This window comes from Afipia dichlorophenoxyacetatis (genome assembly GCF_055386385.1).
On record NZ_AP029250.1, the window covers coordinates 740,668 to 765,750 of the forward strand.

General features: G+C 59.2%; 22 protein-coding genes. 9 read left to right on the forward strand and 13 right to left on the reverse strand.

Features of this window, described 5'->3' with window-relative positions:
- The first annotated feature begins 158 nt into the window (after positions 1-158).
- Entirely contained in the window at positions 159-1,172 is a 1,014-nt protein-coding gene (locus ACZ5C3_RS03520) for a TorF family putative porin (RefSeq protein ID WP_464035298.1), read from the forward strand.
- A 153-nt stretch (positions 1,173-1,325) separates the two neighbouring features.
- Here ACZ5C3_RS03520 and ACZ5C3_RS03525 read toward each other — a convergent pair whose 3' ends face one another.
- Complete coding sequence (locus ACZ5C3_RS03525) at positions 1,326-3,074, reverse strand: ABC transporter ATP-binding protein/permease (protein WP_464044521.1); 1,749 nt, start codon at positions 3,072-3,074, stop codon at positions 1,326-1,328.
- Positions 3,075-3,383: 309 nt separating this feature from the next.
- Here ACZ5C3_RS03525 and ACZ5C3_RS03530 point away from each other — a divergent pair, with 309 nt between their 5' ends.
- Together ACZ5C3_RS03530 and ACZ5C3_RS03535 are read left to right on the forward strand one after the other, a co-directional pair.
- On the forward strand, positions 3,384-5,048 hold the full coding sequence (locus tag ACZ5C3_RS03530) for an L-lactate permease (RefSeq protein ID WP_464035300.1): 1,665 nt from the start codon (positions 3,384-3,386) through the stop codon (positions 5,046-5,048).
- A 147-nt stretch (positions 5,049-5,195) separates the two neighbouring features.
- Positions 5,196-5,606, forward strand: a complete 411-nt coding sequence (locus ACZ5C3_RS03535; RefSeq protein WP_464035302.1) for an META domain-containing protein — start codon at positions 5,196-5,198, stop codon at positions 5,604-5,606.
- Between the two features lie 2 nt (positions 5,607-5,608).
- Here the strand turns inward: ACZ5C3_RS03535 and ACZ5C3_RS03540 are convergent, their stop codons facing one another.
- The 4 genes from ACZ5C3_RS03540 to ACZ5C3_RS03555 all read right to left on the reverse strand — a co-directional run bounded on the left by ACZ5C3_RS03540 (position 5,609) and on the right by ACZ5C3_RS03555 (position 10,608).
- The gene (locus ACZ5C3_RS03540) at positions 5,609-7,096 is read right to left on the reverse strand and encodes a phytoene desaturase family protein (RefSeq protein WP_464044522.1); all 1,488 of its coding nucleotides are present in this window, start codon (positions 7,094-7,096) and stop codon (positions 5,609-5,611) included.
- Positions 7,097-7,134: 38 nt separating this feature from the next.
- Positions 7,135-8,340 (reverse strand): hypothetical protein, encoded by a 1,206-nt coding sequence (locus tag ACZ5C3_RS03545; RefSeq protein WP_464035305.1) that lies wholly within the window; start codon positions 8,338-8,340, stop codon positions 7,135-7,137.
- Positions 8,341-8,506: 166 nt separating this feature from the next.
- A complete protein-coding gene (groL, locus tag ACZ5C3_RS03550; protein ID WP_464035307.1) occupies positions 8,507-10,159 on the reverse strand; it encodes a chaperonin GroEL in 1,653 nt (550 codons plus the stop codon).
- 152 nt (positions 10,160-10,311) lie between these two features.
- The gene (locus tag ACZ5C3_RS03555) at positions 10,312-10,608 is read right to left on the reverse strand and encodes a co-chaperone GroES (RefSeq protein ID WP_464035309.1); all 297 of its coding nucleotides are present in this window, start codon (positions 10,606-10,608) and stop codon (positions 10,312-10,314) included.
- 314 nt (positions 10,609-10,922) lie between these two features.
- On the opposite strand from ACZ5C3_RS03555, the gene ACZ5C3_RS03560 reads away from it, so the two are divergent.
- Positions 10,923-11,450, forward strand: a complete 528-nt coding sequence (locus ACZ5C3_RS03560; RefSeq protein WP_464035311.1) for a hypothetical protein — start codon at positions 10,923-10,925, stop codon at positions 11,448-11,450.
- Positions 11,451-11,574: 124 nt separating this feature from the next.
- On the opposite strand, the gene ACZ5C3_RS03565 is transcribed toward ACZ5C3_RS03560, so the two are convergent.
- Positions 11,575-12,381: a protein phosphatase CheZ gene (locus ACZ5C3_RS03565; RefSeq protein WP_464035313.1), complete on the reverse strand. Its 807-nt coding sequence runs from the start codon at positions 12,379-12,381 to the stop codon at positions 11,575-11,577.
- 292 nt (positions 12,382-12,673) lie between these two features.
- On the opposite strand from ACZ5C3_RS03565, the gene ACZ5C3_RS03570 reads away from it, so the two are divergent.
- A complete protein-coding gene (locus tag ACZ5C3_RS03570; protein ID WP_464035314.1) occupies positions 12,674-13,483 on the forward strand; it encodes a L,D-transpeptidase in 810 nt (269 codons plus the stop codon).
- A 68-nt stretch (positions 13,484-13,551) separates the two neighbouring features.
- Here ACZ5C3_RS03570 and ACZ5C3_RS03575 read toward each other — a convergent pair whose 3' ends face one another.
- The 6 genes from ACZ5C3_RS03575 to ACZ5C3_RS03600 all read right to left on the reverse strand — a co-directional run bounded on the left by ACZ5C3_RS03575 (position 13,552) and on the right by ACZ5C3_RS03600 (position 20,024).
- Positions 13,552-14,412: a DUF2076 domain-containing protein gene (locus tag ACZ5C3_RS03575; RefSeq protein ID WP_464035316.1), complete on the reverse strand. Its 861-nt coding sequence runs from the start codon at positions 14,410-14,412 to the stop codon at positions 13,552-13,554.
- Positions 14,413-14,715: 303 nt separating this feature from the next.
- Positions 14,716-15,567, reverse strand: a complete 852-nt coding sequence (locus ACZ5C3_RS03580) for a ChbG/HpnK family deacetylase (protein WP_464044523.1) — start codon at positions 15,565-15,567, stop codon at positions 14,716-14,718.
- A complete protein-coding gene (locus ACZ5C3_RS03585; RefSeq protein ID WP_464044524.1) occupies positions 15,564-16,613 on the reverse strand; it encodes a glycosyltransferase family 2 protein in 1,050 nt (349 codons plus the stop codon). Before ACZ5C3_RS03585 ends, ACZ5C3_RS03580 begins: the two co-directional genes overlap by 4 nt.
- Positions 16,614-17,028: 415 nt before the next feature.
- Positions 17,029-18,006 (reverse strand): ATP phosphoribosyltransferase, encoded by a 978-nt coding sequence (gene hisG / locus ACZ5C3_RS03590; RefSeq protein WP_464035319.1) that lies wholly within the window; start codon positions 18,004-18,006, stop codon positions 17,029-17,031.
- Positions 18,003-19,145, reverse strand: coding sequence for an ATP phosphoribosyltransferase regulatory subunit (locus ACZ5C3_RS03595; RefSeq protein WP_464044525.1), 1,143 nt, complete (start codon positions 19,143-19,145; stop codon positions 18,003-18,005). The genes hisG and ACZ5C3_RS03595 overlap by 4 nt, the downstream gene beginning before the upstream one ends.
- A 123-nt stretch (positions 19,146-19,268) precedes the next feature.
- Positions 19,269-20,024, reverse strand: a complete 756-nt coding sequence (locus tag ACZ5C3_RS03600) for a 16S rRNA (uracil(1498)-N(3))-methyltransferase (protein WP_464035323.1) — start codon at positions 20,022-20,024, stop codon at positions 19,269-19,271.
- A gap of 167 nt (positions 20,025-20,191) precedes the next feature.
- Here ACZ5C3_RS03600 and ACZ5C3_RS03605 point away from each other — a divergent pair, with 167 nt between their 5' ends.
- Both ACZ5C3_RS03605 and ubiA read left to right on the forward strand, forming a co-directional pair.
- On the forward strand, positions 20,192-20,887 hold the full coding sequence (locus tag ACZ5C3_RS03605) for a hypothetical protein (protein ID WP_464038246.1): 696 nt from the start codon (positions 20,192-20,194) through the stop codon (positions 20,885-20,887).
- 189 nt (positions 20,888-21,076) lie between these two features.
- On the forward strand, positions 21,077-22,009 hold the full coding sequence (gene ubiA / locus ACZ5C3_RS03610) for a 4-hydroxybenzoate octaprenyltransferase (protein WP_464035325.1): 933 nt from the start codon (positions 21,077-21,079) through the stop codon (positions 22,007-22,009).
- A 5-nt stretch (positions 22,010-22,014) separates the two neighbouring features.
- Here the strand turns inward: ubiA and ACZ5C3_RS03615 are convergent, their stop codons facing one another.
- On the reverse strand, positions 22,015-22,545 hold the full coding sequence (locus ACZ5C3_RS03615) for a DUF6101 family protein (RefSeq protein WP_464035327.1): 531 nt from the start codon (positions 22,543-22,545) through the stop codon (positions 22,015-22,017).
- A gap of 275 nt (positions 22,546-22,820) precedes the next feature.
- Here ACZ5C3_RS03615 and ACZ5C3_RS03620 point away from each other — a divergent pair, with 275 nt between their 5' ends.
- Together ACZ5C3_RS03620 and ACZ5C3_RS03625 are read left to right on the forward strand one after the other, a co-directional pair.
- Positions 22,821-24,218, forward strand: coding sequence for a TldD/PmbA family protein (locus ACZ5C3_RS03620; protein ID WP_464035329.1), 1,398 nt, complete (start codon positions 22,821-22,823; stop codon positions 24,216-24,218).
- Positions 24,205-25,023, forward strand: coding sequence for a 3'(2'),5'-bisphosphate nucleotidase CysQ (locus ACZ5C3_RS03625; RefSeq protein ID WP_464035331.1), 819 nt, complete (start codon positions 24,205-24,207; stop codon positions 25,021-25,023). Before ACZ5C3_RS03620 ends, ACZ5C3_RS03625 begins: the two co-directional genes overlap by 14 nt.
- Positions 25,024-25,083 lie beyond the last annotated feature (60 nt).

The window sequence follows — 25,083 nt, forward strand, 5'->3', positions numbered from 1 at the left end:
AACGCCTAAAAAGGCAGCAGTTGCTTGAGTTTTTTGCTCCCGCGTATTGCGTGTGTCAGGCACATTATCACCACGAATTGAATTCCGTGCAGCCGATTGACCTTTGTCACCCTGACTTGGCAATCGGACTGAGACTTAAAACGATGATGGGGATCGTCATGAAGAAGGTAAGTTTGTCGGTCGCAGCGATACTTGCGATGGGGCTTGGTTCGGCGTCCGCTGCTGATCTCGGCAAGGTTTACAAGAAGGCTCCGCCTCCGGTTGAGGTCGTGTCGCCTTGGGATGTTGCGTTCGGCTCCGCCATCATGAGCGATTACGTGTTCCGCGGCGTGACCCAGTCGAACCACAATCCATCGGTGACGGCATATTTCGAGCCTCGCTACAACATCAACAAGGACCTGCAGCTCTACGCCGGTTCGTCGTTCGAAAGCATCTCGTTCGCCAACCGCGCTGCGGCTGAAGTCGACATCTACGGCGGTGTTCGCCCAACCTTCGGTCCGGTCGCGTTTGACTTCGGTGTCTGGGGCTATCTGTATCCAGGCGGAAAGTGCGCCGACAACGTCCTCACCGGCGGTATCCCCGGCGGCGGCGTTTGCCCGGTTGACATCAACACCGTGTTCCTCGCCAACGGCAACGTCATGAAGAAGGACGTGAGCTTCTACGAAGTCTACGGCAAGGTGAACTACACCTTTAACGACTACTTCACGATGGGCGGCAACGTCTTCTACTCGCCGAACTTCCTGAATACCGGTGCTGACGGCACCTACGCTTCGATTACCGCCAAGGTGACTGCACCGAGCACTCTTTTCGGCACGAGCGGTATCGGCGCTTATGTGTCGGGTGAATTCGGTCGTCAGTGGCTTGGTACGTCGGACACCTTCTACGGTGTGACCGCCGGAAACGGTTTCCCCGCTTCGGCAACCATCAACTACGCCGACTACAACACCTGGAACGTCGGTGTGGGCTTCACCTACAAGGTTTTCACCCTCGATCTGCGCTACTCCGACACGGACATGAGCAAGGGTGATTGCAACGCCTTCACCAGCGACTTCACTGCTTCGCAGCCTGGCAACGCAACCGCGATCAACACCGGTGGCATCGGCTCCAAGTGGTGCGGCTCGACCTTCATCGCCAAGCTCTCGGCTGACGTGACGCTGGGCGCTCTGAAATAACTTCTTTCTCCAATGAACCTATAGGCGGCAGAGCAATCTGCCGCCTTTTTTATTGAGTGCTTGGAGCCGGTGCTTCAGCGTGAAATGCAGGAGCAGGGGCATGCGCTCGTCAGAAAGTCGCTGAGTGAGCACATCTGCCAATCCCTGCCGGTCTTACGCCGGGTTTGCTGCCTTCTGCTTGTCGATAAGACCGAACTGGTCTCCCGTCCGCTCCACTGAAACTTGCCGCTGGTGAAACGCCTCAAGGGTGGCCCGATGCCCGATTGAAACGATCGTTGTTGCCGGCAGCTTCTCTGTGATGAGCCGATACAAGAGCGCTTCCGACGGTTCATCAAGCGATGCTGTTGCTTCATCGAGGAACAGATATTGCGGGGCCTGCAGAAGTGCGCGGGCAATCCCAAGACGCTGCTGCTCGCCAAGGGATAGCGTCCGGTTCCAGTGCCCTTCCTCGTCAAGCTTTGAAGCAAGTCCTGGAAGGCCGACGAGCTTGAGCACCTCACTCAGCCGGTCGGCGCTGAAGGTGGCATTTGGCGCCGGGTAAGTAATCGCCCCCGCCAGCGAACCGACAGGGAAGTAGGGCCGCTGCGGCAGCATCATGAGGGTCGCATCTTTCGGGATCGAGATGGTGCCCTTGCCGAAGGGCCAGATCCCGGCGATCGCACGGAACAAGGTTGATTTCCCAGCGCCCGATGGTCCCGTCACCAGCGTGCGCTCGCCGGCCTTGAGGCTAAAGCTATTGGCTCCGATCAGCGTCGTGCCGTTGGGAAGCAGCAGCAGCAGCTCTTTGAGGCTGATTGCGTTGTGGCCTGATTCAGGCGTGACGTGAATCGACTGCGGGTCGATCGCGAGTGCTCTCGCTGTATTGATGCCGGTTTCAAACCCATCAAGGCGCGATATGACAGCCTGCCACTCCGCCAGTGTGCGATACGTCGAAATGAAAAACGACAGGGCGCCTTGCACACTGCTGAAGGCGGATGCGGTCTGCATCATGCCACCGAGCTGAATCTTCTCGGCGAAGTAAGCTGGCGCGACGAGAATATAAGGAAAGATCACCGACGCCTGCGAGTAGCTGGCGGTGAATGCGGTGACCTTTTTGGTGCGGCTCATGATGCCGAGCCAGTTGTCGACCACATGTCCGAACCGCACCAGAAGCCTTTCGCGCTCTGCCGGCTCGCCGCGCAGCAGCGCGATCTGTTCAGAGTTCTCGCGGACGCGAACCAGATTGAAGCGGAAATCCGCTTCATAACGTTGCTGCCGGTAATCGAGGCCAACGAGCTGATGGCCGATCAGGTGGGTCAACCACGTGCCGAGCACGGCGTAGATCAGCGCACCCCAGACCATGTATCCGGGGAAGTCGATGTCCTTGCCGAACATGTGCAACGGCGCAGCGTTTGACAGACTCCACAGGATCACGATGAAGGAGGCGAGCGTCACGACTGAATTCAAAAGGCCGAGGCCGATGTTCAGGGTGCGATCGATGAACAGTTTGATGTCGTCGGTGATGCGCTGATCCGGATTATCGGCGACGTCGCCCTGCAGCTGCATGCGGTAGTGGGTGGCATGATCCAGCCACTCCACCAGATAGCGCTGGGTCATCCATTTGCGCCACCTGATTTGCAGCCATTGGTTCAGGTAAAGCTGATAAACCGCAAGCGCGATGAAGATCGCGGCCAGCACGCAGAAATAGCTGATCTCATAGACGAAATTGTCCCAATTCCGATCCTGCAGAGCATTGTAGAAACGGTTATTCCAGGTATTCAGCAGCACCGAGATACCGACAATGGCAAGTTCGATGGCGACCACTGCAGCCAGCAGGATGCGGCCCGCCCATTTGTCGTCGGAGCGGAAGTAGGGTGCTGCAATCCGCCACACCGTTGCGAGCGTTGAGCCGAGACCATTCACAGATTTATGCTCCTTGGAAAGGGCTCCAACGCCCTGAAAGACCTGTCAAATTCGCAGTTTTAAGACTAAAGTAGCAAACCGGCACGTGTGCGGCATCTTGTCCAGACTGCGGTGTTCACCCTAGCATGCGCCCGACGGCGAGGGCCGGGGGGCATCTCTGTTCGCAGCATTGTGAGCGTTTTTTGGCGGTTGGCCGACGTTCTTCCATTCTGAACATGTTGTGACGGGTGTCCTTTCATTCCCCGCCAGATGCTTGGCCAACCACGCTCTGGTCAGACGTCGGAATTAATGACGTGGGGAGGAAGTCTCATGTGGAACCAAATATATAACCCGATGGGGAATGCGGCGCTTTCCACCATCGCCGCGGCCATTCCGGTGGTCACGCTGCTGGTGTTGATCGCCAGTGGCAGGGTCAAGGCGCACATCGCCGCGATCATCGCGCTGATCGTCACCAACATCATTACGATCTTTGTCTTCACCATGCCGGCGGACATGTCGATCCGCGCGTCGTTGCTCGGCGTCGTGACGGGCTTCTTCCCGATCGGCTGGATCGTGCTCAACGTCATTTTCCTCTACCGCATCACGGTCGAGACCGGGCGGTTCGAGCTGCTTCAGCGTGCCATCGGCAGCGTGACCGAAGACCGCCGCCTGCAGATTCTGTTGATTGCGTTCTCGTTCGGCGCCTTCTTTGAAGGCGCGTCCGGTTTCGGTACGCCGGTCGCGATCACCGGTGCGGTGCTGATTGGTCTTGGCTTCTCGCCGCTGGCCGCCTCGGGCCTGTCGCTGATCGCCAATACCGCGCCGGTCGCCTTCGGTGCGCTTGGCACACCCATCCAGGGTCTCGCCTCCGTCACGGGCCTCGATCCGTATATCCTTGGCGCCATGGTCGGCCGTCAGCTTCCGTTCTTCTCTCTGCTCGTCCCGTTCTGGGTGATCTGGGCATTCGCGGGATGGCGCGGCATGATGGCAGTCTGGCCGGCCATTCTTGTCACGGCCGTGTCGTTCGCGATTCCGCAATTTGTGATTTCGAACTTCATCAATCCATGGATCGTCGACATCGGTGCTTCGCTGATCTCGATGGGCGCGCTGATCCTGTTCCTGAAGGTCTGGCAACCGAAGGAGCTGTGGCTTTCTCCGGTGCTGCGCGGCAAGGATGAATCAACCGCGACGATGGCGCCGGCCAAACCGCTCGACAAGACGCCGCTCACGCAGTCGCAGCTGTGGAGCTCGATGCTGCCATGGATCATCGTCTGCATCGTGATGCTGATCTGGGGCAACGGTTCGTTCAAGACCTGGGCAAACTCGATCTTCACCTGGAACTATCCGGTTCCTGGCCTGCACAACATGATCAACAAGGTGCCCCCGGTTGCGGCGAAGGAAACCAAGGAAGGCGCGGTCTTCGCGTTTACCTACCTGTCGTTCACCGGTACAGGCATGCTGATCGCTGCGATCATCTCCGGCCTCTTGATGGGCTTCTCACTTCCCAAGATGATCGCGGAGTATGGCCGCACCATCAAGATCTGCGCGATTTCGCTGATCACGATCTCGGCGATGCTGGCGATCGGTACGTTGACACGCCTCTCGGGCGTCGACGCGACCCTCGGCTTGGCCTTCGCTGCCACCGGTGTGTTGTACCCATTCTTCGGCACACTGCTCGGCTGGTTGGGTGTGGCACTGACGGGATCTGACACGTCTTCCAACATCCTGTTCGGCAACCTGCAGAAGATCACGTCGGAACAGCTCGGCATTTCGCCGATCCTGATGGCGGCCGCGAACTCTTCGGGTGGCGTGATGGGCAAGATGATCGACGCACAGTCGATCGTGGTGGCCTCCACCGCGACCAACTGGTACGGGCACGAGGGTACGATCCTGCGTTACGTCTTCTGGCACTCGATCGTGCTGGCGTGTCTCGTCGGCGTTCTCGTAATGTTGCAGGCTTACGTCTATCCGTTCACAGCGATGGTTATTCATTAATCTGCGTCCTGTCTGGAAACAGAAATCCCCGCGGCGCAAGCTGCGGGGATTTGCGTTTGAAGCGCCTTATTTAAGCAGCGCGCATGCTGACAATTGACACACTCGGCGGCTACAACAGCGCGCAACTAAAATCCGGAATTGATAGCAATGATTTTGAAGTTTAGGTGGCGCGCGTCTCTCGCGCTGGCTTTGATCACCACGGTTGTCGCAGCGACATCATCCCGTGCCGAAAGTGGATTCCCCTTCGGCCTTGAAATTACCCTTGAGGCGGCACAGCAGCCTGGCTCAAAGCGCATTCCGTCACTTGAGATCGGTGACAACGGCGAGGTTCTTCTCACTCTGTGGTGCAAATCCGGCAAGGGTCAGTTCTCGGTGGCCAATGACACCGTGATTTTCGTTCCGGGGCAGCTGGATGATCGCAACTGTACGCCCGCCAATGCGCAGGCTGACGATGCTCTGGTCAGTGCATTGAGCGAAGCCGCCACGTGGAAGCGGCAGGGTGATTTTGTTTCGTTCGTCGGCGCGAAGACCTTGCGGTTTCGGCTGAATACGAACTGACCCTAACGCTCGCTCAAGACCATATTCGCGCAAGCCTCCGCCGACTGGATGACACCGGTGTAGCCGCCGAGCCCCGCATAGGCAGAGGCAAAGTAGAGGCCGGCGATCGGCGTCGCATTCGTTTGCTCTGGAATATGCCTCGCCCGCGATGCCGTTGGTGCAAAGCCATAAACCGAGCCGTGTGGCGCGTTGAGATATTGCCGGACCGAAAACGCCGTGTTGAACGAGGATGCGACGACGGCGTCTGAAAGTCCTGGAAAGTGCTTTCCAAGGTACGCGACGATAGCGTCCTGCCAGCGCGCACGCTTGGCACGATACTCATCCTGGCCCAGTGCATTCCAGTTCGTCAGGGCATCCGGCCCGATCACCGACAGAACGTAGGGCGGCGCAGCCACACCGGAATCGATTGCCGCATAATCGACGATCGCGAGTGGCGGCATCCGGTCGCCCGGTTCGCCTGCCATGAGTGTCGTGCCTTGCGAATAGTCTGCGAAGTGCTTCATCCAATCGGGCAGCAACTGCGTCGAATAGCTGTCGACACCGAACTCGCTGGGTGGCTTTGATAATCCTAAGGTGAGAGCGAACAGCGACATCGACGGCTGACGGTCAGCGTAAGTCTTGCGCAGTTCAGCGCCGTGCGCGTTCGGCAAGAGGGACGCGACGGTTTCGGGCGCCGCGTTGCCGATGATGCAAGATGTTTCAATTGTCTGCGGATCGCTGCCGTCTTTGGCTGTATGGACCAGGGCGCAGACAGCGCCGTTGGAATCGACGCTGATCGCGCTTCCTGTACGGCGCAGAAGCACGTCGCTGCCTGCGGCACGAATGGCGCGGGCCAACGCGCTGGACAGGCGCTGAGAGCCGCCTTGCACGTAGACCCCGCCGTTCAAGAGGTACGCACCCTGTGCCATCGCGAACAACGCCCACGACATGGTCGCCGGGTCATCGTGGTAATAGGCGAGATTCGCAGCGACCGCGGCTTTGAGCGCTTCATTGTCGCCGAACGCCTGTTGCAGCCGCTCGGACAGCGAAAGCGACCAATCGATGGATGACAGATCATGCCCGGGTGTTCCCGTGGCGGCCACGATCTGCTCCATCTCCCCAAGCAGTCTCGCGATACTGCTGCGTGCGTCGGGAAATCGGTCTGCAAGAGTTTGCCTCGCGGCACTGAAATCGTCTGGCAAGGAGAACGGAGCACCGACAGGTCCACCACGCACAGTGTAAAACTGCCCGGCAGGAACCCACGTCACGGCATCGAGCACGCCGGCGCGCGTCAAGGGACGGTGTTTGGGGTCGCGTGGATCGCGAGGGTCGCTGGTCTCGTGCAGCGAGCCTTCGACAAAAAGTTCGCCGACCTTGTAGCTTGAGGCCGCGCCTCCAACGGAATTGCCGCGCTCGATAAGCAGAATCTTCCGTCCGGCGCGCGCCAGGATCGCCCCGACTGTGAGCCCACCGAGGCCCGCGCCAATGATGACAGCATCATAGCGCGCCATTCGTCACCGGCCTCTTGAGCAAGGCGCTGTAGAGCGCATTATTTCCAGGACGCCTTGTCGGTATCCCAACGCTGTCCTTTCAACTCGGTGGCGAGTGATTTGATCAGCCCGTCGTCGTCATTGAAGGTGCTTTCTTCCTCACCGCCCGAATTCTCGGCGATTTGCAGGTGCGGGCCCGCGGCTTCATCGGTCGTCTTGGTGGAAGGCACTCCCAGCCAGACGACCATGCGCTCGCTCGACCCCGGCTTGTCGGGGCTGATCAACGCCGTCATCTCAAGGGTTTCCGTAAGTTCGAGCGCGGGCGCCAGTTGGCTTGGCCGCGACACGGCAAAGGTCAGTTCGCCGGTGGTATCATTCCAGCTCGACGCAAGAGGCTTGGCCGACAGGACCTTGGCGGCAATGTTGGAGAGGGCTGCAGCGAACTTCTCCTTGTTCAGCTTGCCGCCTTCATTCCATTCGGTTCCCGGAAATCGGATCGCACGTTCCATATCATAAGTGCCCGTGGTCCAGCCTGCCGCGACTGCGCCTGGCGCGGCCTTCAACGTACTGACCAGTGCAGGGGCTCTCGCTGGATCGACCAGCACGCGCAACACTTGATGACCCGTTCGCAGCGTATTGCAGTCGGTCACGATGCTGTCGAGCGCGACCTGAACATTTTGTCCTTTCAGGCTTTTGACCAGATCGACGAAACCTTCGCGTTTGACCCTGACGGCGACCGATTGCGGCGACACTTGCGTGAAGTCCTTCGGGCTTTCGACGAGATCGTCATCCACGACCTGCGATTGCTGAAATTCGCTTTCATCGATGTCGGCGTTGTCCGGTGAATTGATCGTCGATATGAGATTGCCGACGGTGATCTTGCCGCCGAAGGTGAAGGACTTTCCGGCCTGCTTGCGGCTGAGATTGATTGTGACCGGCGTGTGGTTTTCCGTGCTTTGTCCGGAGCCGGTCAGCTTTTCGCCTTCGGGCTTGAGTTCGATGGCGAAGCGATCCTTGCGATCGGAGGTCGCAGAAACCGAATAGCAGACATCGAGAACGGCCGAGACCAGCTTGCCACCCTGACGCGTTTCCTTGATGAACGCGTCCACGGGAAGGTCGCCAAGCAAATCACCGAGCGAGGAGAAATAGCGCGTTTCCGCTGCGCCAGCTGTAGCCTTGGCATTGTCCTTGGTCTGCGCATGCACGAGGGTCCACGAGCTTGCGCCTGCAAGGGCAACGGCACAGCCAATCATCAATTTGCGCATGGTCTTCAGCCTGATTCGGTAGAGAGAGCGGATCATCGAAGGCCGCACAATCTCAAAAGCCGGACGAATTGTCGCGCGGTTTTTTGGACGCCCGATAACAAAGAGGTCAGCCAATAAAAAAGGCCGCCCGAAGGCGGCCTTTAATGTCTGAGGCGAGATGGCGGGTTTAGAAGCCCATACCACCCATTCCGCCCATGCCACCCATTCCGCCGCCGCCAGGCATCGCTGGAGCTGCTTCCTTCGGCAGTTCGGCAACCATGGCTTCGGTGGTGACCAGCAGGCCTGCAACCGAAGCTGCATCCTGCAGTGCAGTGCGGACCACCTTGGCGGGATCGATGATGCCCTTGGCGACCATGTCCACATATTCTTCGGTCTGTGCGTCGAAGCCGAAGGTTTCGGTCTTATTGTCGAGGATCTTGCCGACAACGATCGAGCCTTCAACGCCGGCGTTTTCTGAGATCTGACGGATCGGAGCTTCCAGAGCCTTCAGCACGATGTTGATGCCGGCCTGTACGTCGGAGTTGTCGTTGGTGATGCGGCCAACGGCCTTCTTGGCGCGGAGGAGAGCAGTGCCGCCACCGGGGACGATACCTTCCTGAACGGCTGCACGGGTCGCGTTGAGCGCGTCTTCGACGCGGTCCTTCTTTTCCTTCACTTCGATCTCGGTCGCACCGCCGACGCGGATAATCGCGACGCCGCCTGCGAGCTTCGCCAGACGCTCCTGGAGCTTCTCGCGATCGTAGTCCGAGGTGGTTTCCTCGACCTGCGCCTTGATCTGGTTCACCCGTGCTTCGATGTCGGCCTTCTTGCCGGCGCCGTTGACGATGGTGGTGTTTTCCTTGTCGATAACGACCTTCTTCGCACGGCCGAGCATCTTCACGGTGACGCTCTCGAGCTTCATGCCGAGGTCGTCGGAAATGAGCTGACCGCCGGTGAGGATGGCAATGTCTTCCAGCATGGCCTTGCGGCGATCGCCGAAGCCCGGAGCCTTAACAGCCGCAACCTTGAGACCGCCACGCAGACGGTTGACGACGAGGGTGGCGAGCGCCTCGCCCTCGATGTCTTCAGCGATGATCAGCAGCGGCTTGCCGGTCTGAACCACAGCCTCGAGCACCGGAAGCATGGCCTGAAGGCCGGAGAGCTTCTTCTCGTGCAGCAGGACGTAGGCGTCTTCCAACTCGGCGGTCATCTTTTCCGGATTGGTGACAAAGTAGGGCGAGAGATAGCCGCGGTCGAACTGCATGCCCTCGACGATATCGACTTCGGTATCGAGTGACTTGGCTTCTTCAACGGTGATGACGCCTTCGTTGCCGACCTTCTGCATGGCCTGCGCGATCATCTTGCCGATGTTGGTGTCACCGTTGGCGGAAATGGTGCCGATCTGGGCGACTTCGGACGAGGAGGCGACTGGCTTGGCGCGCTTTTCGATGTCCTTGACCACGGCGGCAACCGCGATGTCGATGCCGCGCTTGAGGTCCATCGGGTTCATGCCAGCAGCAACCGACTTGGCGCCTTCGCGCACGATGGCTTGTGCGAGCACCGTTGCAGTGGTGGTGCCGTCGCCAGCGGTGTCGTTGGTCTTGGAGGCGACTTCGCGCAGCATCTGCGCGCCCATGTTTTCGAACTTATCGTCGAGCTCGATTTCCTTGGCGACGGTGACGCCGTCCTTGGTGATGCGCGGTGCGCCGAAGCTCTTGTCGATCACGACGTTGCGGCCCTTCGGGCCCAGCGTCACCTTGACAGCGTTGGCGAGAATATCGACGCCGCGCAGCATACGGTCACGCGCGTCGCCCGAGAATTTGACTTCTTTAGCAGCCATGGGAATGTCTCCTGGTGATATGGGTTTGTGTCAGCCTGAGGAACGAGCGGCACTTGGCGCGAGCCTCTAAGGATGACGGCCGATGAGTTCAGTTGAATTTTGGTCCTTCGGGGCTCTCGCATCGCTCAAGCCCCGAGGAACGAGCGCGGGCCTTAGCTCAGTACGCCCATGATGTCCGACTCCTTCATGATGAGGAGTTCTTCGCCATCGAGCTTGACTTCCGTGCCCGACCATTTGCCGAACAGCACCTTGTCGCCAACCTTGAGGTCGATCGGGATCAGCTTGCCGGCCTCGTCTCGGCCACCGGGACCAACGGCTACGACCTGGCCCTGCGAAGGCTTTTCCTTGGCACTGTCCGGAATAATGATGCCGCCTTTGGTTTTTTCTTCGGCGTCGATACGCTTAACGACGACACGGTCATGCAGCGGGCGGAATGTTGTCTTGGCCATCGGGTGTCCTTTGGGCTTTTGTATGAAAGATTTGACGTGCGGCTGAGCGCGAGCCGTGGATAATGGCGCTGAACAACCCGGTCAGGGATGAAGCGGTATCCCTTAGCAATCACGCTCCAAGAGTGCTAAAGACAGCTCGGGAATATGGGTTGCCGCCGATCCTGTCAAGCAAGCCCTTAAGGCCTTGGTGAGGCCAATATACGATGATCTGGAAACCAGGGGACAAGGGCGCAACCGATCAAGCCATTCGCAGCGTGCGATGCCGTGCGTTCAATTTGGCCGAACGGAGCAAGGGCTATTTGCCGGGAGACAACATGATCAAGCCAATTCACGTCCGCACCACCCTCAATATTATGACAGTCATAGTCCTGTCGGGTTTCCTTGGTGCGTGTCAGGGCGGAGGCTGGGGAGGTTTCAGCGGTTTCGGCGGAGGCACGCAACCGGCGGTACAGGAACCGGCTGTCGCTCCCGAGATCCCGTCGACCATTCGCGCAGACGAGATCGTCGGACGATGGGGATATGCCGCATACCACAAGCCTGAGGACCGAGCCCGCACTGAAGCGGCGGCGCGAGGGCAATGCAAAAATCCCTATGTCATCGGCCAGGGATCTTCCGGTGGTGTGATCATGCATCTGGCCGATGAAGCGACGCCGCAGGAGCTGCGCTTGAAAGGCAGCCAGAGCGGCAAGAACTATATCGGTCCGGCTGGACCGGCGGGCGATGAAAAGGATCGCGAGATCGTTTCGTTCGACGGCCGCGTGCTGATTACCCGGTTCATCGACAAGGATGCGGCCAGCCGCTACGGAACTTCGATTTACGTCCGCTGCGCGCCACGCGCGTAAGCGTCAAGCAGACGGACGCTAAGGATATCTGCAAGCTGTTCAAATAAAATCAGGGGTGGAAGGCCGTTGTCAGCCTTCCACCCCTGATGTTTTTAGGTCCTGTTGCTTTTAAGTCTTGGCGCTTTTAGTCGAACAGCGCGTCGATATCGTCTTGCGATACGTGGCCTTCATCATCCATGCCCTTCGGGCCGTTCAGAAGACGGGCGTCGCCGACGCGGGTGTCGATGATCGCGGGCGCATGCGCCTTGATCGCGTCCACACCGCCCCAGATTTCCATCATGACGGTGATATGATGCTCGATGAATTTCATCGTGGTCATCACTTTGCTGATACGCTGGCCGGTGAGGTCCTGGAAGTTGCAGGCCTCGAAAATCGCCACAACGCGTTCCTGAATGTCTTCGCTGAGCTGCGCCTGCTGATCTGGCGACGTCATCTTGGTCAGGGCGCTGGCTGCCTGGTCGATGGCTTCTGCGGCTGCGAGGATCTGCTGGGTCGCTTCCTCGGTGCCGCCGACAACCGCGCCGAGCTCGCCGGTGACCTTCGACATTTCGTCGCCGCTGAAGCTCTTGCCGTGAAGGACGGCGATTTCCTGCTTGGTCCGATTGATGGCGTCATGGATGAGGTCGAGTTCGACCTTGAGCTTCTCGCACTGTTCGATCTGGGCGCGATAGGTATCAAGCAGCTTCTTGGCGTCGGCCAATTGCTCGGTTGTTACCGGTTCATCGCCAGCGTCAGTGGCGCTGCTCTTGGGCGCGCGTGAGGGTGCGGCCATCTGCGCGCGAATGGCCCGCAGTTCGCTCATGACCTCGCGATGATGATTGGAGGAAACGTCGTGGCCCGCAACGGTGACGTCGGTTTCGACCTCATCAAAAATCGGCATGCCGCCGGATGTGTTTTCTTCAATACGGAAACGTCTACGCTGAATAGCCATCGGTTATTCCACTCCCTGATGGAACCTTTGTACCTGGCTTCATTTAACGCGAAGTTCATGCGGAAGAACGAGTTGCAGAATTTGTGTCTTCGCGCGCACACCGATGATTAACCATGGGTGTTCTGCATTCATCGAAAATAAACGCTACCGGCAAGAACAGACTCGAATTGTCGACGTGGTGAATCAGAAAGCCGTCGTCGTTTACCAAACCGATGCGTTTGGAAATTTAAATGGTGCGTGTTCAGGCGCGCACTTCCCGCGCGTCGACGACGAAACAGTACAGAGTACGTCGATGATCAGAAATATGTCCCTCGCGCTCGTTGCCGGCGCGTCGCTGCTCGGTGTTGGTACCTTGCAGGCTTTCGCAATTGATGGCGATGCTCCGATGTCGGAGCCTCGCGTGGTCTACGCACAAACACCAGTGAATCCGCCGATGCCGATCCGCGTCGCTTATAACGACCGATCGAACATGGGCGGCGGGTTCATCGAATTCTTGTTCAGCGGCGGCCAGTCCGGTGATCCCGGATATGTACCGCCACGCTATGAACAGCAGCAGCCAGGCTATGCACCGATGCCTGGCTATCGCCGCGGCCTGCCGCCCATGGATCCTCAGGACGCGATGCGCGATGAATCGATCGAGCCGGGCCGCCAGGGTTTCGATCCGAAATATGAAAAGCAACTCGTCGACTATGACGGCAGACAATCGGCCGGCACGATCGTGATCGATACGCCAAACAAGTTTCTCTATCTCGTGCAAGGAAACGGGAAGGCGCTTCGCTACGGCATTGGGGTCGGTAAGCCCGGCTTTGAATGGGCTGGTGTAAAGACCATCTCTGCCAAAAAGGAATGGCCGGCGTGGACGCCGCCATCCGAAATGCTCAAGCGTCGTCCCGATCTGCCGCGCCATATGGAAGGCGGTCCGGAAAACCCACTCGGCGCACGTGCGATGTACCTCGGGTCATCGCTTTACCGCATTCACGGTTCGAACGAGCCCTGGACGATCGGCACTGCGGTGTCGTCGGGCTGCATTCGGATGCGCAACCAGGATGTCATCGACCTGTATGGCCGGGTTAACGTCGGCACCCGTGTCATCGTGATGTAAGAAACCCAAACACGACAAACAAAAACGGCCGCTGGTGAAAGCGGCCGTTTTCATTTCAATGACGTCGATCAGGCGAAGTCGCTGTCGTCCGGACCGAAGTCGTCATCGCCACCATAATCGTCGTCGCTGTCATCATCGTTATTGTCATAATCATCGTCGCTATTGTTGTTCTGATCATGCGACGAATTGTCGGCGAGGCTCTGACGGGAGTTGTCGTCGCGTCCGCTTTTGCCCACGTCATTCAAACCTGCATCGCGGGAGAGGTCTCCACCGGACTGACTGCCGCTGGACTGATTATTGTCCCACGGGCTCTTGGTGCTACTGGCGGTGTCGCCAAAGGACTGCTGATGGCTTCCGCCGCCGAACATGCCGCGCATGCTGTTCATCAGCATCGAGCCGCCGATCACGCCGGCTGCCGTCGCTGCGGCCGTTCCGAGGAATGATCCGCCACCACCTCCCGGGTTCCCGCCCATTTGGTTTTGGTTCCCACCACCGAACAGTCCGCCGCCGAAGCCTCCGCCTGGATTGCCCTGACGGTAGTCGGCGTTCGCCCGCGGATCAGGCTGATAGCCGGTTTGGCCCGTATTCCAGACGGCGCCACGTGGCGCGTCGCTTTCGCCCGGTCGTACGTTCGGCACCGACCCGCGTGACGATGATGGTCCGCGCAATGAATCGCGCATGCTGTCTAGAAAGCCGCCCGACTGCTGCTGCGGTCGACCTCCTTCTTCCAATTCTCTGATGTGGGCCTCGGCCTGCTTAAGCGCCTCGTCCTGCACCAGCACGGTCTGGACCAGCGCATAAACAGCGTTGGGCGCGCGGCGCAGACCGTCCGCGATCGCGGCTAATGCATCGGGATCGCGTGGTGATGTTTCAAGTTTGGCAAGACGGTCGAACAGATCGTCGATCAGTTGGCGTTCCTGCGGCGTCATCGTATCCTCCTCAGCATTCGGCATTCGAATGCGCGCAAAGATGTATGCCCGTAATATGACGGGTTAAGTCCCGGAACGGATTAAATTTGCGCAAGCTAGTGTCCCGAATCCAAAGTTCGCCAGATCGTGCAGCGCGCTCCGTAGCGAACTTTGGATTCGAGAGGACACTAGCAAATCCATGATTCCAGTGTGGTTTAGGTTCAGAAGTTCGCCGGAAGGACTCGCAGGAAACAATTGGGCGAACTTCTGAACCACCACACTGGCTGTTTCGGTGCGACAAAACGACTTAGCGAGCACGAACCGTTAGCTTCGTGACAACGTCACATGGCTTGCCGACAGCAGCCGCAGGAAGTCGTTGCCGGACAAAAATCCGAACTCCCGCTCACGCTGGTCGGTGACGTCATCAAGGCTGAGCAATGTTTCATCCACGAAGCCGGGATGACACATCACGAGCCCCTGGTCGGGAAGACCTTGGAGGAAGCCTGTCATAGCGAGAGCGAAATCATTGCCACGGACCATGTCGTAAGCGCCGGCGAAGCCTGGATTGTAAGCAACGCCCGCGCTGCTGCAGCGCTTTCGGAATGTACCGCTCAGGATATCGAGAAACAGCGCCTTCGGATTGCTGAATCGCCGGGCGACCGGCTGGGCTCGGCCGCACTGGCGTACCCAGGCTTGCGGAGCGTTATCCTTGACCATGGCGATAAAGGCGTCGCGGATCTGCGGAAACAACTGCACGTGCTGATGACCGTCAACGTAGTCAGGGGCTCGCCCGAAGAATTCCTTGAAAGCTGTGATCTGCGCCAGCAACTCAGCCTGCACCATTTCTGCATCGAACCTGCGTAGCAGGGCCGCCTGCAACGTATTGCCGAGCGACAGGAAGCGTCCGCCATCAAGCGGCTGGAAATGCATTGTCAGCGGATGAAACGGAGCGGTCAGCGTGGCGTGAAGTCCCAAGGCGCAGTCGGGGTTATCCGCCAGTTCCTGTTTCAGCGAATCGATTTCTGTCCGATCGATCGCCGGTCCCACCACCATGACGGAGGTCGCATTGATCCGCTTCAGTTTGATCAATTCGCGGATCGCGCGGTTGACTCCCGGAGCCATCCCATAGTCGTCGGCGCACAGCCAGATACGGCGGGGCGGAACGCTCTCGCTCATTCAGCGGCGGTCCGCGATGGGTTGTCGAGGGCGGGGGCAGAGTCCGCGCTCTTCACGCTGTGCTCGGCAACGAAGTAGATCGGACGCGCTTTGATCTCAGACAAGATCTTTCCAATGTATTCGCCGACGACACCGATCATGATCAGTTGCACGCCGCCGATGGTCATCAGGCCGACCACAAGAGACGGATAGCCGGGCACTGATTTGCCGTCGACAATAGTCTCCCACAAGATGGACAGGCCAAACAGGAAGGCAACGAACGCCAGTAACAACCCGAGAAGGCTGGCTATGCGCAGCGGCGCTACCGAGAACGACGTCAGTCCTTCGATCGACAATCCCAGCAAACGGCCGGCGTTGAACGTCGTGACGCCATGCGCTCGCGCATCAGGTTCATAATCGACACGGATTTGTTTGAAGCCGATCCAGCTGGCAAGTCCTTTGAAGAAACGGTTGCGCTCGGGAAGCAGACGCAAGGCTGCTGCCGCGCGTGGCGACAGCAGGCGGAAATCGCCGGCGTCTTCCGGGATCTTCTGCCGGTTGCCCCAGTTGATCAGCGTATAGAACGTCCGCACGCCGAAGCGCCGCAGGGACGATTCATTGTCGCGATTGGCTTTGGCCGTGTAGACGACATCAAAGCCATCATCGATCCAGTGGCTGACCAATCGCTGCACCAGTTCCGGTGCATGCTGGCCGTCGCCATCCATGAAAAGAACCGCGCCGCGACGGGCATGATCGAGCCCCGCCATGAGGGCGGCTTCCTTGCCGAAGTTCCGGGACAGCGAAACTACCTGGACGTCGAGATGGTCCGGCATCAGGCCGCGCGCGACGTCGAGCGTTCCGTCGGTGCTGCCGTCGTCAACGTAGACCACTTCGCATGCGAGGCCATAACGCTGCTTGAGCTCTTCCGCGAGTGCGGAGAGGCGTTCGTGCAGGCGCGACAGTCCAGCAGCTTCGTTGAAGGCCGGAACCACGATCGACAGTCCCTGCGCCGCTGGAGCGCGCAGGTCGCCGCCTGACAAGTCTGAAACACGAGCGCCGAGCATCATCGATCAGTTTCCGAAACAGTCCAGTCAATCATATGGGAATTGTCATGCGCGTCGCTACTGGTACGGTGGATCTGACGTTCGTATCAGTAATCACTGCTGGTCCATCATACGAACGTCAGATCCAAAACCGCACTAGGTTCATATTTGCTAGTGTCCCTTAGGTCCTGACATTCGTAAACGAGCTAAACTGCAAATTAGTACGAATGTCAGAACCGGGACACTAGTACCGCCGATTGGAAGTCCCTGCATCAGGTGCGGCGATCTCTTTCAGGGACTTCAAATCGAAGGCGGTACTAGAATCATAGGGTTGCTAGTACCCTTTGCTTTCCGAAGTTCGCAAGTGGTTGCTGCGACGTGTCACGAACTTCGGAAAGCGGGTACTAGCCTCCGCAGCTTTGGTGCGGTGCCGCAAGACTCACTGACGCAAGAATGCCTCGAGTTTGGCGAACAGAGGATTCTCGCGATCGAATACATATTCCAGTGAGGCGATCGAGACGGTTTCGGCACCGTGTTCGCGCAAGAAACTTCCCAGCGCATACAGATGCGACGGCGGGCAATGCAGTGTGACCATGCCGGAGGAGGTCGGTCCCCCAAACGGGGATACCACACCGAAACGGCTGTGCGCCTCCGCAAGTAGCTCTGCGTTGCAGCCTGCAAAGCGGGTGCGGACTTCCTTGTATTTGCGAGCGCGTGCACTGGATGCGATGTGATCGAGGATCACCCGCGCTGTCTCACGGGCGGCCAGTGACCAGTCGGCATCACGCGATGCTACAAGATTCGCTTGACTGCGCAGCATCACGCCGTCGTCGAGGACCTTCAAACCGTTGGCGGCAAGTGTCGCGCCTGTCGTGGTGATATCCACGATGAGCTCAGCTGTACCTGCCGCGGGCGCACCCTCCGTCGCACCTCCGCTCTCGACAATTCGGTAATCGACGACGCCTTGAGCGGCGAAGAAGTTGCGCGTGAGGTTGATGTATTTTGTCGCAACCCGCATGCGATGATTGTGCCGGGCGCGGAACGAGGTGGCGACATCGTCCAGGTCGGCCATGGTGCGGACATCGATCCACGCCTGCGGCACGGCGACGACCACGTTGGCGCTGCCGAAACCGAGGCTGTCGATCAGCATGACGCGCTTGTCGGCATCATGAATGTTTTCACGGATCAGATCTTCGCCGGTAATGCCGAGATGGACCGCGCCGCGCGCAAGTTGCGCGGCAATTTCGCTGGCCGAGAGATAAGCGATCTCGACATTGTCGAGGCCCGTGATGGTGCCGCGATATTCGCGCGCCCCGCGCGGCTTGGCGAGTGTCAGGCCTGCGCGAGCGAAGAACGCCTCAGCATTTTCCTGCAAACGGCCCTTGGACGGAACAGCAACAACAAACGGCGCGGTCATGACGCGCTTCCTTGTGAGAGGGCTTCAATCCAGATGGAGAAGCCGACAGCGGGGATGGGGTCGCGCGCGCCGAGCCGCGTCAGCAGCCCGTCATAGCGGCCTCCGCCGACCAATGGCTCTGCTCCATTGTTCTTCCGGTGCAACTCAAATTCGAAACCGGTGTAGTAGTCGAGGCCGCGACCGAACGACGTAGAAAAGCGAATGGCGGTGGTGTCGATGCCGCGCGCTGCCATGAAACCGGTGCGGCTTTCAAACAAGTCGATCGCGGCGTTGAGGTCGAGCTTCGCGTCCGAGGCAAGCGTCCGCAGTTGCGCAGCGGCTTCATCCGGTTCGCCCGCAATGGCGAGGAAGCGTTCAATCAGCTGCAAGGCGTCGCGTGGCAGCGATCCGCCTTTGAGCGTCGATTGCTCAAGGAAACGATCGGCGATCTCGGCAACCGTTCGCCCACCGACATTGCTTGTGCCGGCGATCGACATCAGGTCGGTGACGAGTGCCAGCGCAGCTTTCCGATCCGAGCCCGCGAGTGCGGCCAGCACGCCCTCGTATTCGTTGCGCGTTTTGCCGGTCTCCAGCGTCAGGCGCTCGAGATCCTGCGCAAGGCTGATCTTGCGGTTGAAATCCTTGAGCAGACGCCGCTTCCAGACGGGATAGAGATCAAGCGCATCGATCAGCGCCGTGAACAGAGCCACATCGCCGGTGCGGATATCGATATCGGTCAGGCCGAAAGCCGCTGTCGTCTCCAGGCCCAGCGCCAGCATCTCGGCGTCTGCCGCGGCGCGGTCCTGACGGCCGAAAGATTCGACCCCTGCCTGATTGAACTCGCTGGTCTGTCCGCCACGATACCGGAACACCGGACCGAGGTAGTAAAATCCAGCAGGCTGGCCGGCGCGGTTCGAGCCGAGGTAGTCCCGCGCCACTGGAATCGTGAGGTCGGGCCGCAGGCACAGTTCTTCGCCCGTGGCGTCGGTGGTCAGGTAAAGGCTCTTGCGGATGTCCTCGCCGGACAGATCGAGAAACGGCTCCGCCGGCTGCAGAATGGGCGGGCGGGCGTGGACATAGCCAGCCTGCGCAAAGGACTGCAGCAAGGCCTCCGCCGGTGCGGCGGACCCGGTCGCGGTTGCGGCACTGGTCTGGCTCATTTTGATATCCATCGGGGGTCAATGCGTGAATCGGGCGTCCCTTAACATGGCCAAGCCTATGTTTCGACGACGATTCTGAAAGTCGCTTAATGAGAATTACGGATCATGCAACTATTGCGTGCATCAAGGCGTTCCCCCCCAGTCGCCCAACGCGGTCTGGACCAGGGCTAAAGCCGCTACGGCGGCGGTATCAGCCCGCAAGATACGGGGACCAAGCGCGAGGCGCGCCACGCGCGGCTGCTTCAAGAGCATCGTTCGCTCCTCCTCGGCAAAGCCGCCTTCGGGTCCAATAAGGACGTCAATCCCGCTTAGACCCTCTTTGCGCGCATGAGCGAGGGTGGCGGCAGGGTCGCTATCGGGGGCTTCCTCATCGCAAAATACCAACAGCCGGCCGTCGGCACGCTCACCGAGGTACCGTTCCAGGGGCTGAGGCTCCTGGACCTCAGCGAGGCTGAGAATTCCGCATTGTTCCGCCGCTTCAATGACGTTCGCACGCATGCGATCCGTGTTGACGCGCGTCGCCTGCGTGAAACGCGTGGTGACCGGGCACAGTGCTGAAGCGCCCATTTCCACGGCTTTTTGGACCATGTAGTCGAGACGCGCATGTTTGAGGGGGGCAAATACATAGTGCAGGTCGGGCAAACGATCCTGCGGGCGTGTCTGGCTGACGATCTCTGCGCGATCGGGCCGTTTGCGGCCGGCTAGAGTGGCCTGCCATTCGCCGTCCCGGCCGTTGAATACGAGCACGGTGTCGCCGGCCGCGAGGCGCAATACGTTGCCGAGGTAGTTGGTCTGGTCGTGGTCAAGCGGAATCCCGATGCCTGCGGCCAATGGAGGCTCGACGAAAAGGCGCGGGCTGCGGGCATCGAATTTGGGCATTGAACTTTCCTTGAACAGAGGCTTTTAGCTCAATGGATGCCGATTATCAGCAGCTTGCGGAACGAAATGCCGCGGTCCTGCCAAATTCCACGGGTTGTTAAGGAGTGGCGGGAATCGTAGAAAGTCGCCTTTTAGGGACGCAGGAACCCGCCGGAGGAGAATCCGTGATCACTCATCGTCTGATCATATCGCTGGCCGCGGCCGCGTTCGTCGCGCATGCCGTTGAGGTCCGTGCGCAAGGTGCATTTCCTGCGCCATTGCCGGGGCAGGCCGCCGCGCCTGCGAGTTCTTCGCCGTTTCCTCCCGTCAATGGAAGTTCGTCTCCGTTTCCGCCGGTGAATGGCGCAACTGGCGCGCCCATGGCAGCTCCGCCGCCTTCGCCGAGCGCTTTCAGCACCGGCGCCCCGCCGATTGGCGGTGGTGGATTTGGTGGTCCTCCGGCTGGTGGACCGCCGCCCGGCGCTGAAGAGTGCCAGAATGGCTTCCTGCCGCTGCGCAAGGACGCCGAGGACAAGGCCAAGCTGATTCAGGCGGCCGGTAAGCGCAAGGCGCCCCCGCCGGAAGCCTGCAAATTGATCGGCAACTTCTCTCAGGCCGAACTCAAGATGATCAAATTTGTGGAAACCCACGCGCAGAAGTGCGGTATTCCGCCGAATGTCAGCGAGCAGATGAAGAAGGGGCACGCCAACACGGAGAAATTGCTGACCAAGGTGTGCTCCGTTGCGCAGCAGATGCAGCAGGGACCCGCAGGACCGAGCTTGAGCGAAGTGCTGGGGTCGGCCTCGTTGCCCGAAGCGAAGCCCACCAAGGGGCGCGGAGGGAGCACGTTTGATACCCTCAATGGTAATGTGCTGTCGCGATAATCGGCCTAGTGGTCCGATTCTAACATTTGCATCCCGTTGCAACAGGTGCGTTTGCAAATGTTAGAATCAAAAGGACCACTAGCAATTATAAGATTCTAGTGGAGTTCTGGATTTGGCATTCGCTTCCGGAGCTTGCGGTAAGGTGGGTAGCGAATGTCAAATCCACTCCACTAGTGTGACGGATCAATGATGAGCAACGCGGCGACGCCCGTCGCAGATGCCACGGCGAACTGGGTGGATACCCATGCGCCGTTGTGGGCGCGTCCCTACCTTCGGCTCGCACGTTCAGATCGTCCCATCGGGTGGTGGCTGTTGTTGCTGCCATGTTGGTGGTCCGCAGCGTTGGCCGCCGGCATCGCCGGAGATCTTCGATCGCTGCCGTCTGTGCTGGCGCTGTTCTTGATCGGCGCGATCGTTATGCGCGGTGCCGGATGCACCTGGAACGACATCACCGATCGCAAGCTTGATGCCAGCGTGGAGCGAACGCGGTCGCGGCCGATCCCCGCAGGCCAGGTGACAGTCACCCAGGCTGCTATTTTCCTCGTAGTTCAGGCATTGATTGGCCTTCTGGTTCTGCTGCAATTCAATCTCTTCGCGATCGTCACGGGCATAAGTTCACTTCTCGTGGTCGCGATCTATCCCTTTATGAAACGCATCACCCATTGGCCGCAGTTCGTTCTTGGCCTCGCATTTTCGTGGGGCGCGCTGATGGGGTTTGCCGTCATTCTCGAACGCATCGATGTCACGGCAATCGCGCTCTACATCGGTTCGATTTCATGGGTGATCGCGTACGACACGATCTATGCTCATCAGGATACCGAAGACGATGTGCTGATCGGTATCAAGTCGACTGCTTTGTTGTTCGGCGAGCGGACGAAGATGGCGCTGACGATATTCTACAGCCTGGCGGTTATCTTCATCGGCATAGCCTTGTGGCAAGGCGGGTCGCGATGGCTCGGTTGGATGGGTCTTGCGGCTTTCGCCACGCATCTCGGCTGGCAGGTTCGTACCATCGAGATCGGGAATTCTCCGCTCTGTCTGCGGCTGTTCAAGTCCAACAGAGATGCGGGACTGTTGCTGTTTGGTGGACTGCTCGCCGACGCAGCGCTGCGAGCAGTGTAGAAGATTTAGTTTCGTGCAATGATTTCGCGTTCGCCGCGATGAATTGAGGTTTCGGGGCGTGATCGGCCGGCTTTCCTACGCACAAGAAACTTGGGACGGCGGCTTTTGATTACATTCTGGCGACGACGACGCGCCGCGGGCTCGCGAGCCACGTCGCTCTCCTCTTCGATCTGCGGAAGTGAAAACGTATCGCTCCACATCTGCCAGCTGCGCTCGATCTGCTCTTCGTCTGATGTGACGAGAAGCGGCACCGACAGTGACGGATCGCGATGAACCAGGACGAGCGCCTGCGCCTCGTCGGTTGCGCGGCACGCAATGCCGAGAAATTCGTTGATGCGAAGGTTCACCGCCATGCGAATGCCGCTGACGGCACGTCGCACCACGACACGTTCGCGGTTGATTTCGATATGCCGGATGCCGCCATCCGCGCGACCATCGAGCGCTTCAAAGCTGACAGGCAAAGAATGGGGGTCGAGCTGCAAGCTGCAGCTCGACCCGGCGGGTTGCACCCCACCGACTCCGAATTGACGCCTCACGATTTTTATCTCCCACGCCGGAATTATGTTCCCGGTCGATGCGAGGAGAATGCCAGAGCCGCGTCCGAATTCGCTTAAGAAGGCTGGTTAATCGTCTCTGACCCGCATTCCTTCACTTCGCATGATTGACGACTCCTTGGCGGAGATGATTGACGAGACCTTTCTGAAGCGCTGAAATATCTTTTGTTTCATGTACCGAAAGTGCTTGAAGTCCGCGTAAAACAGGCACATCTGGTGATTTCTCCCATTTGCCTCCAAGCCCCGGGAATTTGTTCGTGAACTCTTCACCAAACGCATCATTGTCGTCTTCGCCGAAATCCTCGACATCGGATTTACTCGATCAGACCGCGCTGAGCGCGCTCGCGGAACGGCTGGTGGAAGCAGCCAAGCGTGCGGGAGCAGACGCCGCAGATGCAGTCGCCGTGCGGGGCGTCTCGCAAGGCGTGGAAGTGCGTGACGGTAAAGTCGAGGAAAGCGAACGCTCCGAAGGCGACGATGTGGGGCTGCGTGTCTTCGTTGGAAAACGTCAGGCGGTGGTGTCGACCAGTGACATTCGCGGTGATGTCGCGCAACTTGCCGAGCGCGCGGTGGCGATGGCGAAGGTTGCGCCCGACGATGAATTTGTCGGTCTTGCTGATCAAGCATTGCTCGCGACACAATTTCGGGATCTCGATTTGCTTGATCCGAAAGTGCCGTCCGTTGATGAACTGGAGCGGCGTGCCCAGGAAGCGGAAGTGGCCGCGCTCGCCGTCAAGGGTGTTTCAAAGTCTAGTGGTGCGTCTGCGTCAGCCGGCATCGGCGGCATGGTGCTTGTCACCAGCACTGGATTCCACGGTTCCTATCTGCGTTCGAGCCACAGCATTTCCATGACAGCGATTGCCGGCGAGGGCACCGGCATGGAACGCGATTACGATTTCACATCGGCGCTTCACGCCTCCGATTTGGCATCGCCGCGCAGCGTGGGGCAGCTCGCCGCTGAGCGTGCCGTTGCACGCCTTAACCCGCGCAAAGTCGCGACGTGCAAGGTGCCGGTGGTGTTTGATCCCCGTGTTTCCGGCTCATTGGTGGGACACGTTGTCGGCGCAGCAAATGGCGCGTCGATTGCCCGCAAGACAAGTTTCCTGAAAGACAGCTTGGGCAAGCAGCTTTTCGACAAGAGCATTCGCATTATCGACGATCCGCTGCGCGTGCGCGGATTGCGCTCACAATCGTTCGATGCGGAAGGCGTCGCCGTCAAGAAGCTCGCGATTATCGATGGCGGCGTTCTGACGTCATGGCTGCTCGATTCCGCAACCGCCCGTGAGCTCGGCATGAAGACCACTGGGCATGCCCATCGTGGTGTTTCATCGTCGCCGTCGCCAGGTGCTTACAATCTGCATCTGGAAGCAGGCACGCTGTCGCCTGCTGAACTGATGTCCGACATCAAGGAAGGTTTCTACGTGACGGACCTGATCGGCTCTGGCGTCAATGGCGTCACAGGCGATTACAGCCGTGGTGCGGCGGGATTCTGGATCGAGAATGGACAACTGACCTACGCGGTCAGCGAAGTGACCATTGCCGGACACTTGTTCGATATTTTCAAGTCGATGACGCCTGCCAACGACCTTGTATTCAAGTATGGCGTCAATGCGCCGACTGTGCGTATCGAGGGCCTGACGCTTGCCGGACTCTGAGCCCGAGGTTTCCAACAGACATCATCTGCCACGTGATGCCGCCTTGCTCGCCAACACCGTGCGCGAGGCCGGCGCTTTGGCCCTGCGTCTTTTCCGTACCGAGCTGAAGACCTGGACGAAAGGCGCGACGTCGCCGGTGTCGGAGGCCGATATCGCAGTCAATGATCTGATTGAGGAGCGTTTGCGGTCCGCCACGCCGGATTATGGCTGGCTGTCCGAGGAAAGTGCCGACGACACATCCCGGCTCCACAAACCGCTGACCTGGATCGTCGACCCGATCGATGGAACGCGAGCCTATCTGGCACGGCAAAACGACTGGTCCGTCAGCGTGGCGCTGGTGGAAAATGGATCGCCGCTTCTTGGAGCGGTCTTTGCGCCAGCCAGCAATGAGTTCTTTTTTGCGACCCGAGGCAGGGGCGCAATGCTGAACGATTCCAGAATCTTGGCCTCGACGGGCGATACGATTGATTTTTCAAGGATTGCCGGCCCCAAACCGCTGGTTGAGCGGTTACAGACCTTGCCGCCTGGGGAATCGTTACACCCTCGAATCGGTTCACTGGCCTTACGTCTTGTCCGGGTAGGGCAAGGTGCGCTAGATGCCGCCTTTGCAGCCGGTAGTAGCCGGGACTGGGATCTTGCGGCGGCTGACTTAATCGTGCACGAAGCGGGCGGGGAAATGACCACACTGGCCGGGGAACGTCTGGTTTATAACAGCCACGATGTCCGCCATGGGTTGCTGGTGGCGGCGGGGCATGCGCGCCACACGCATATAGTTGAGCACTTTCGGAAAAATCCGATCGAGTAATGCTCGCGTAGCGTTTTGGTGTTTCAATTCATGTTCCTGTATTTGCTTTAGGAAGCGATC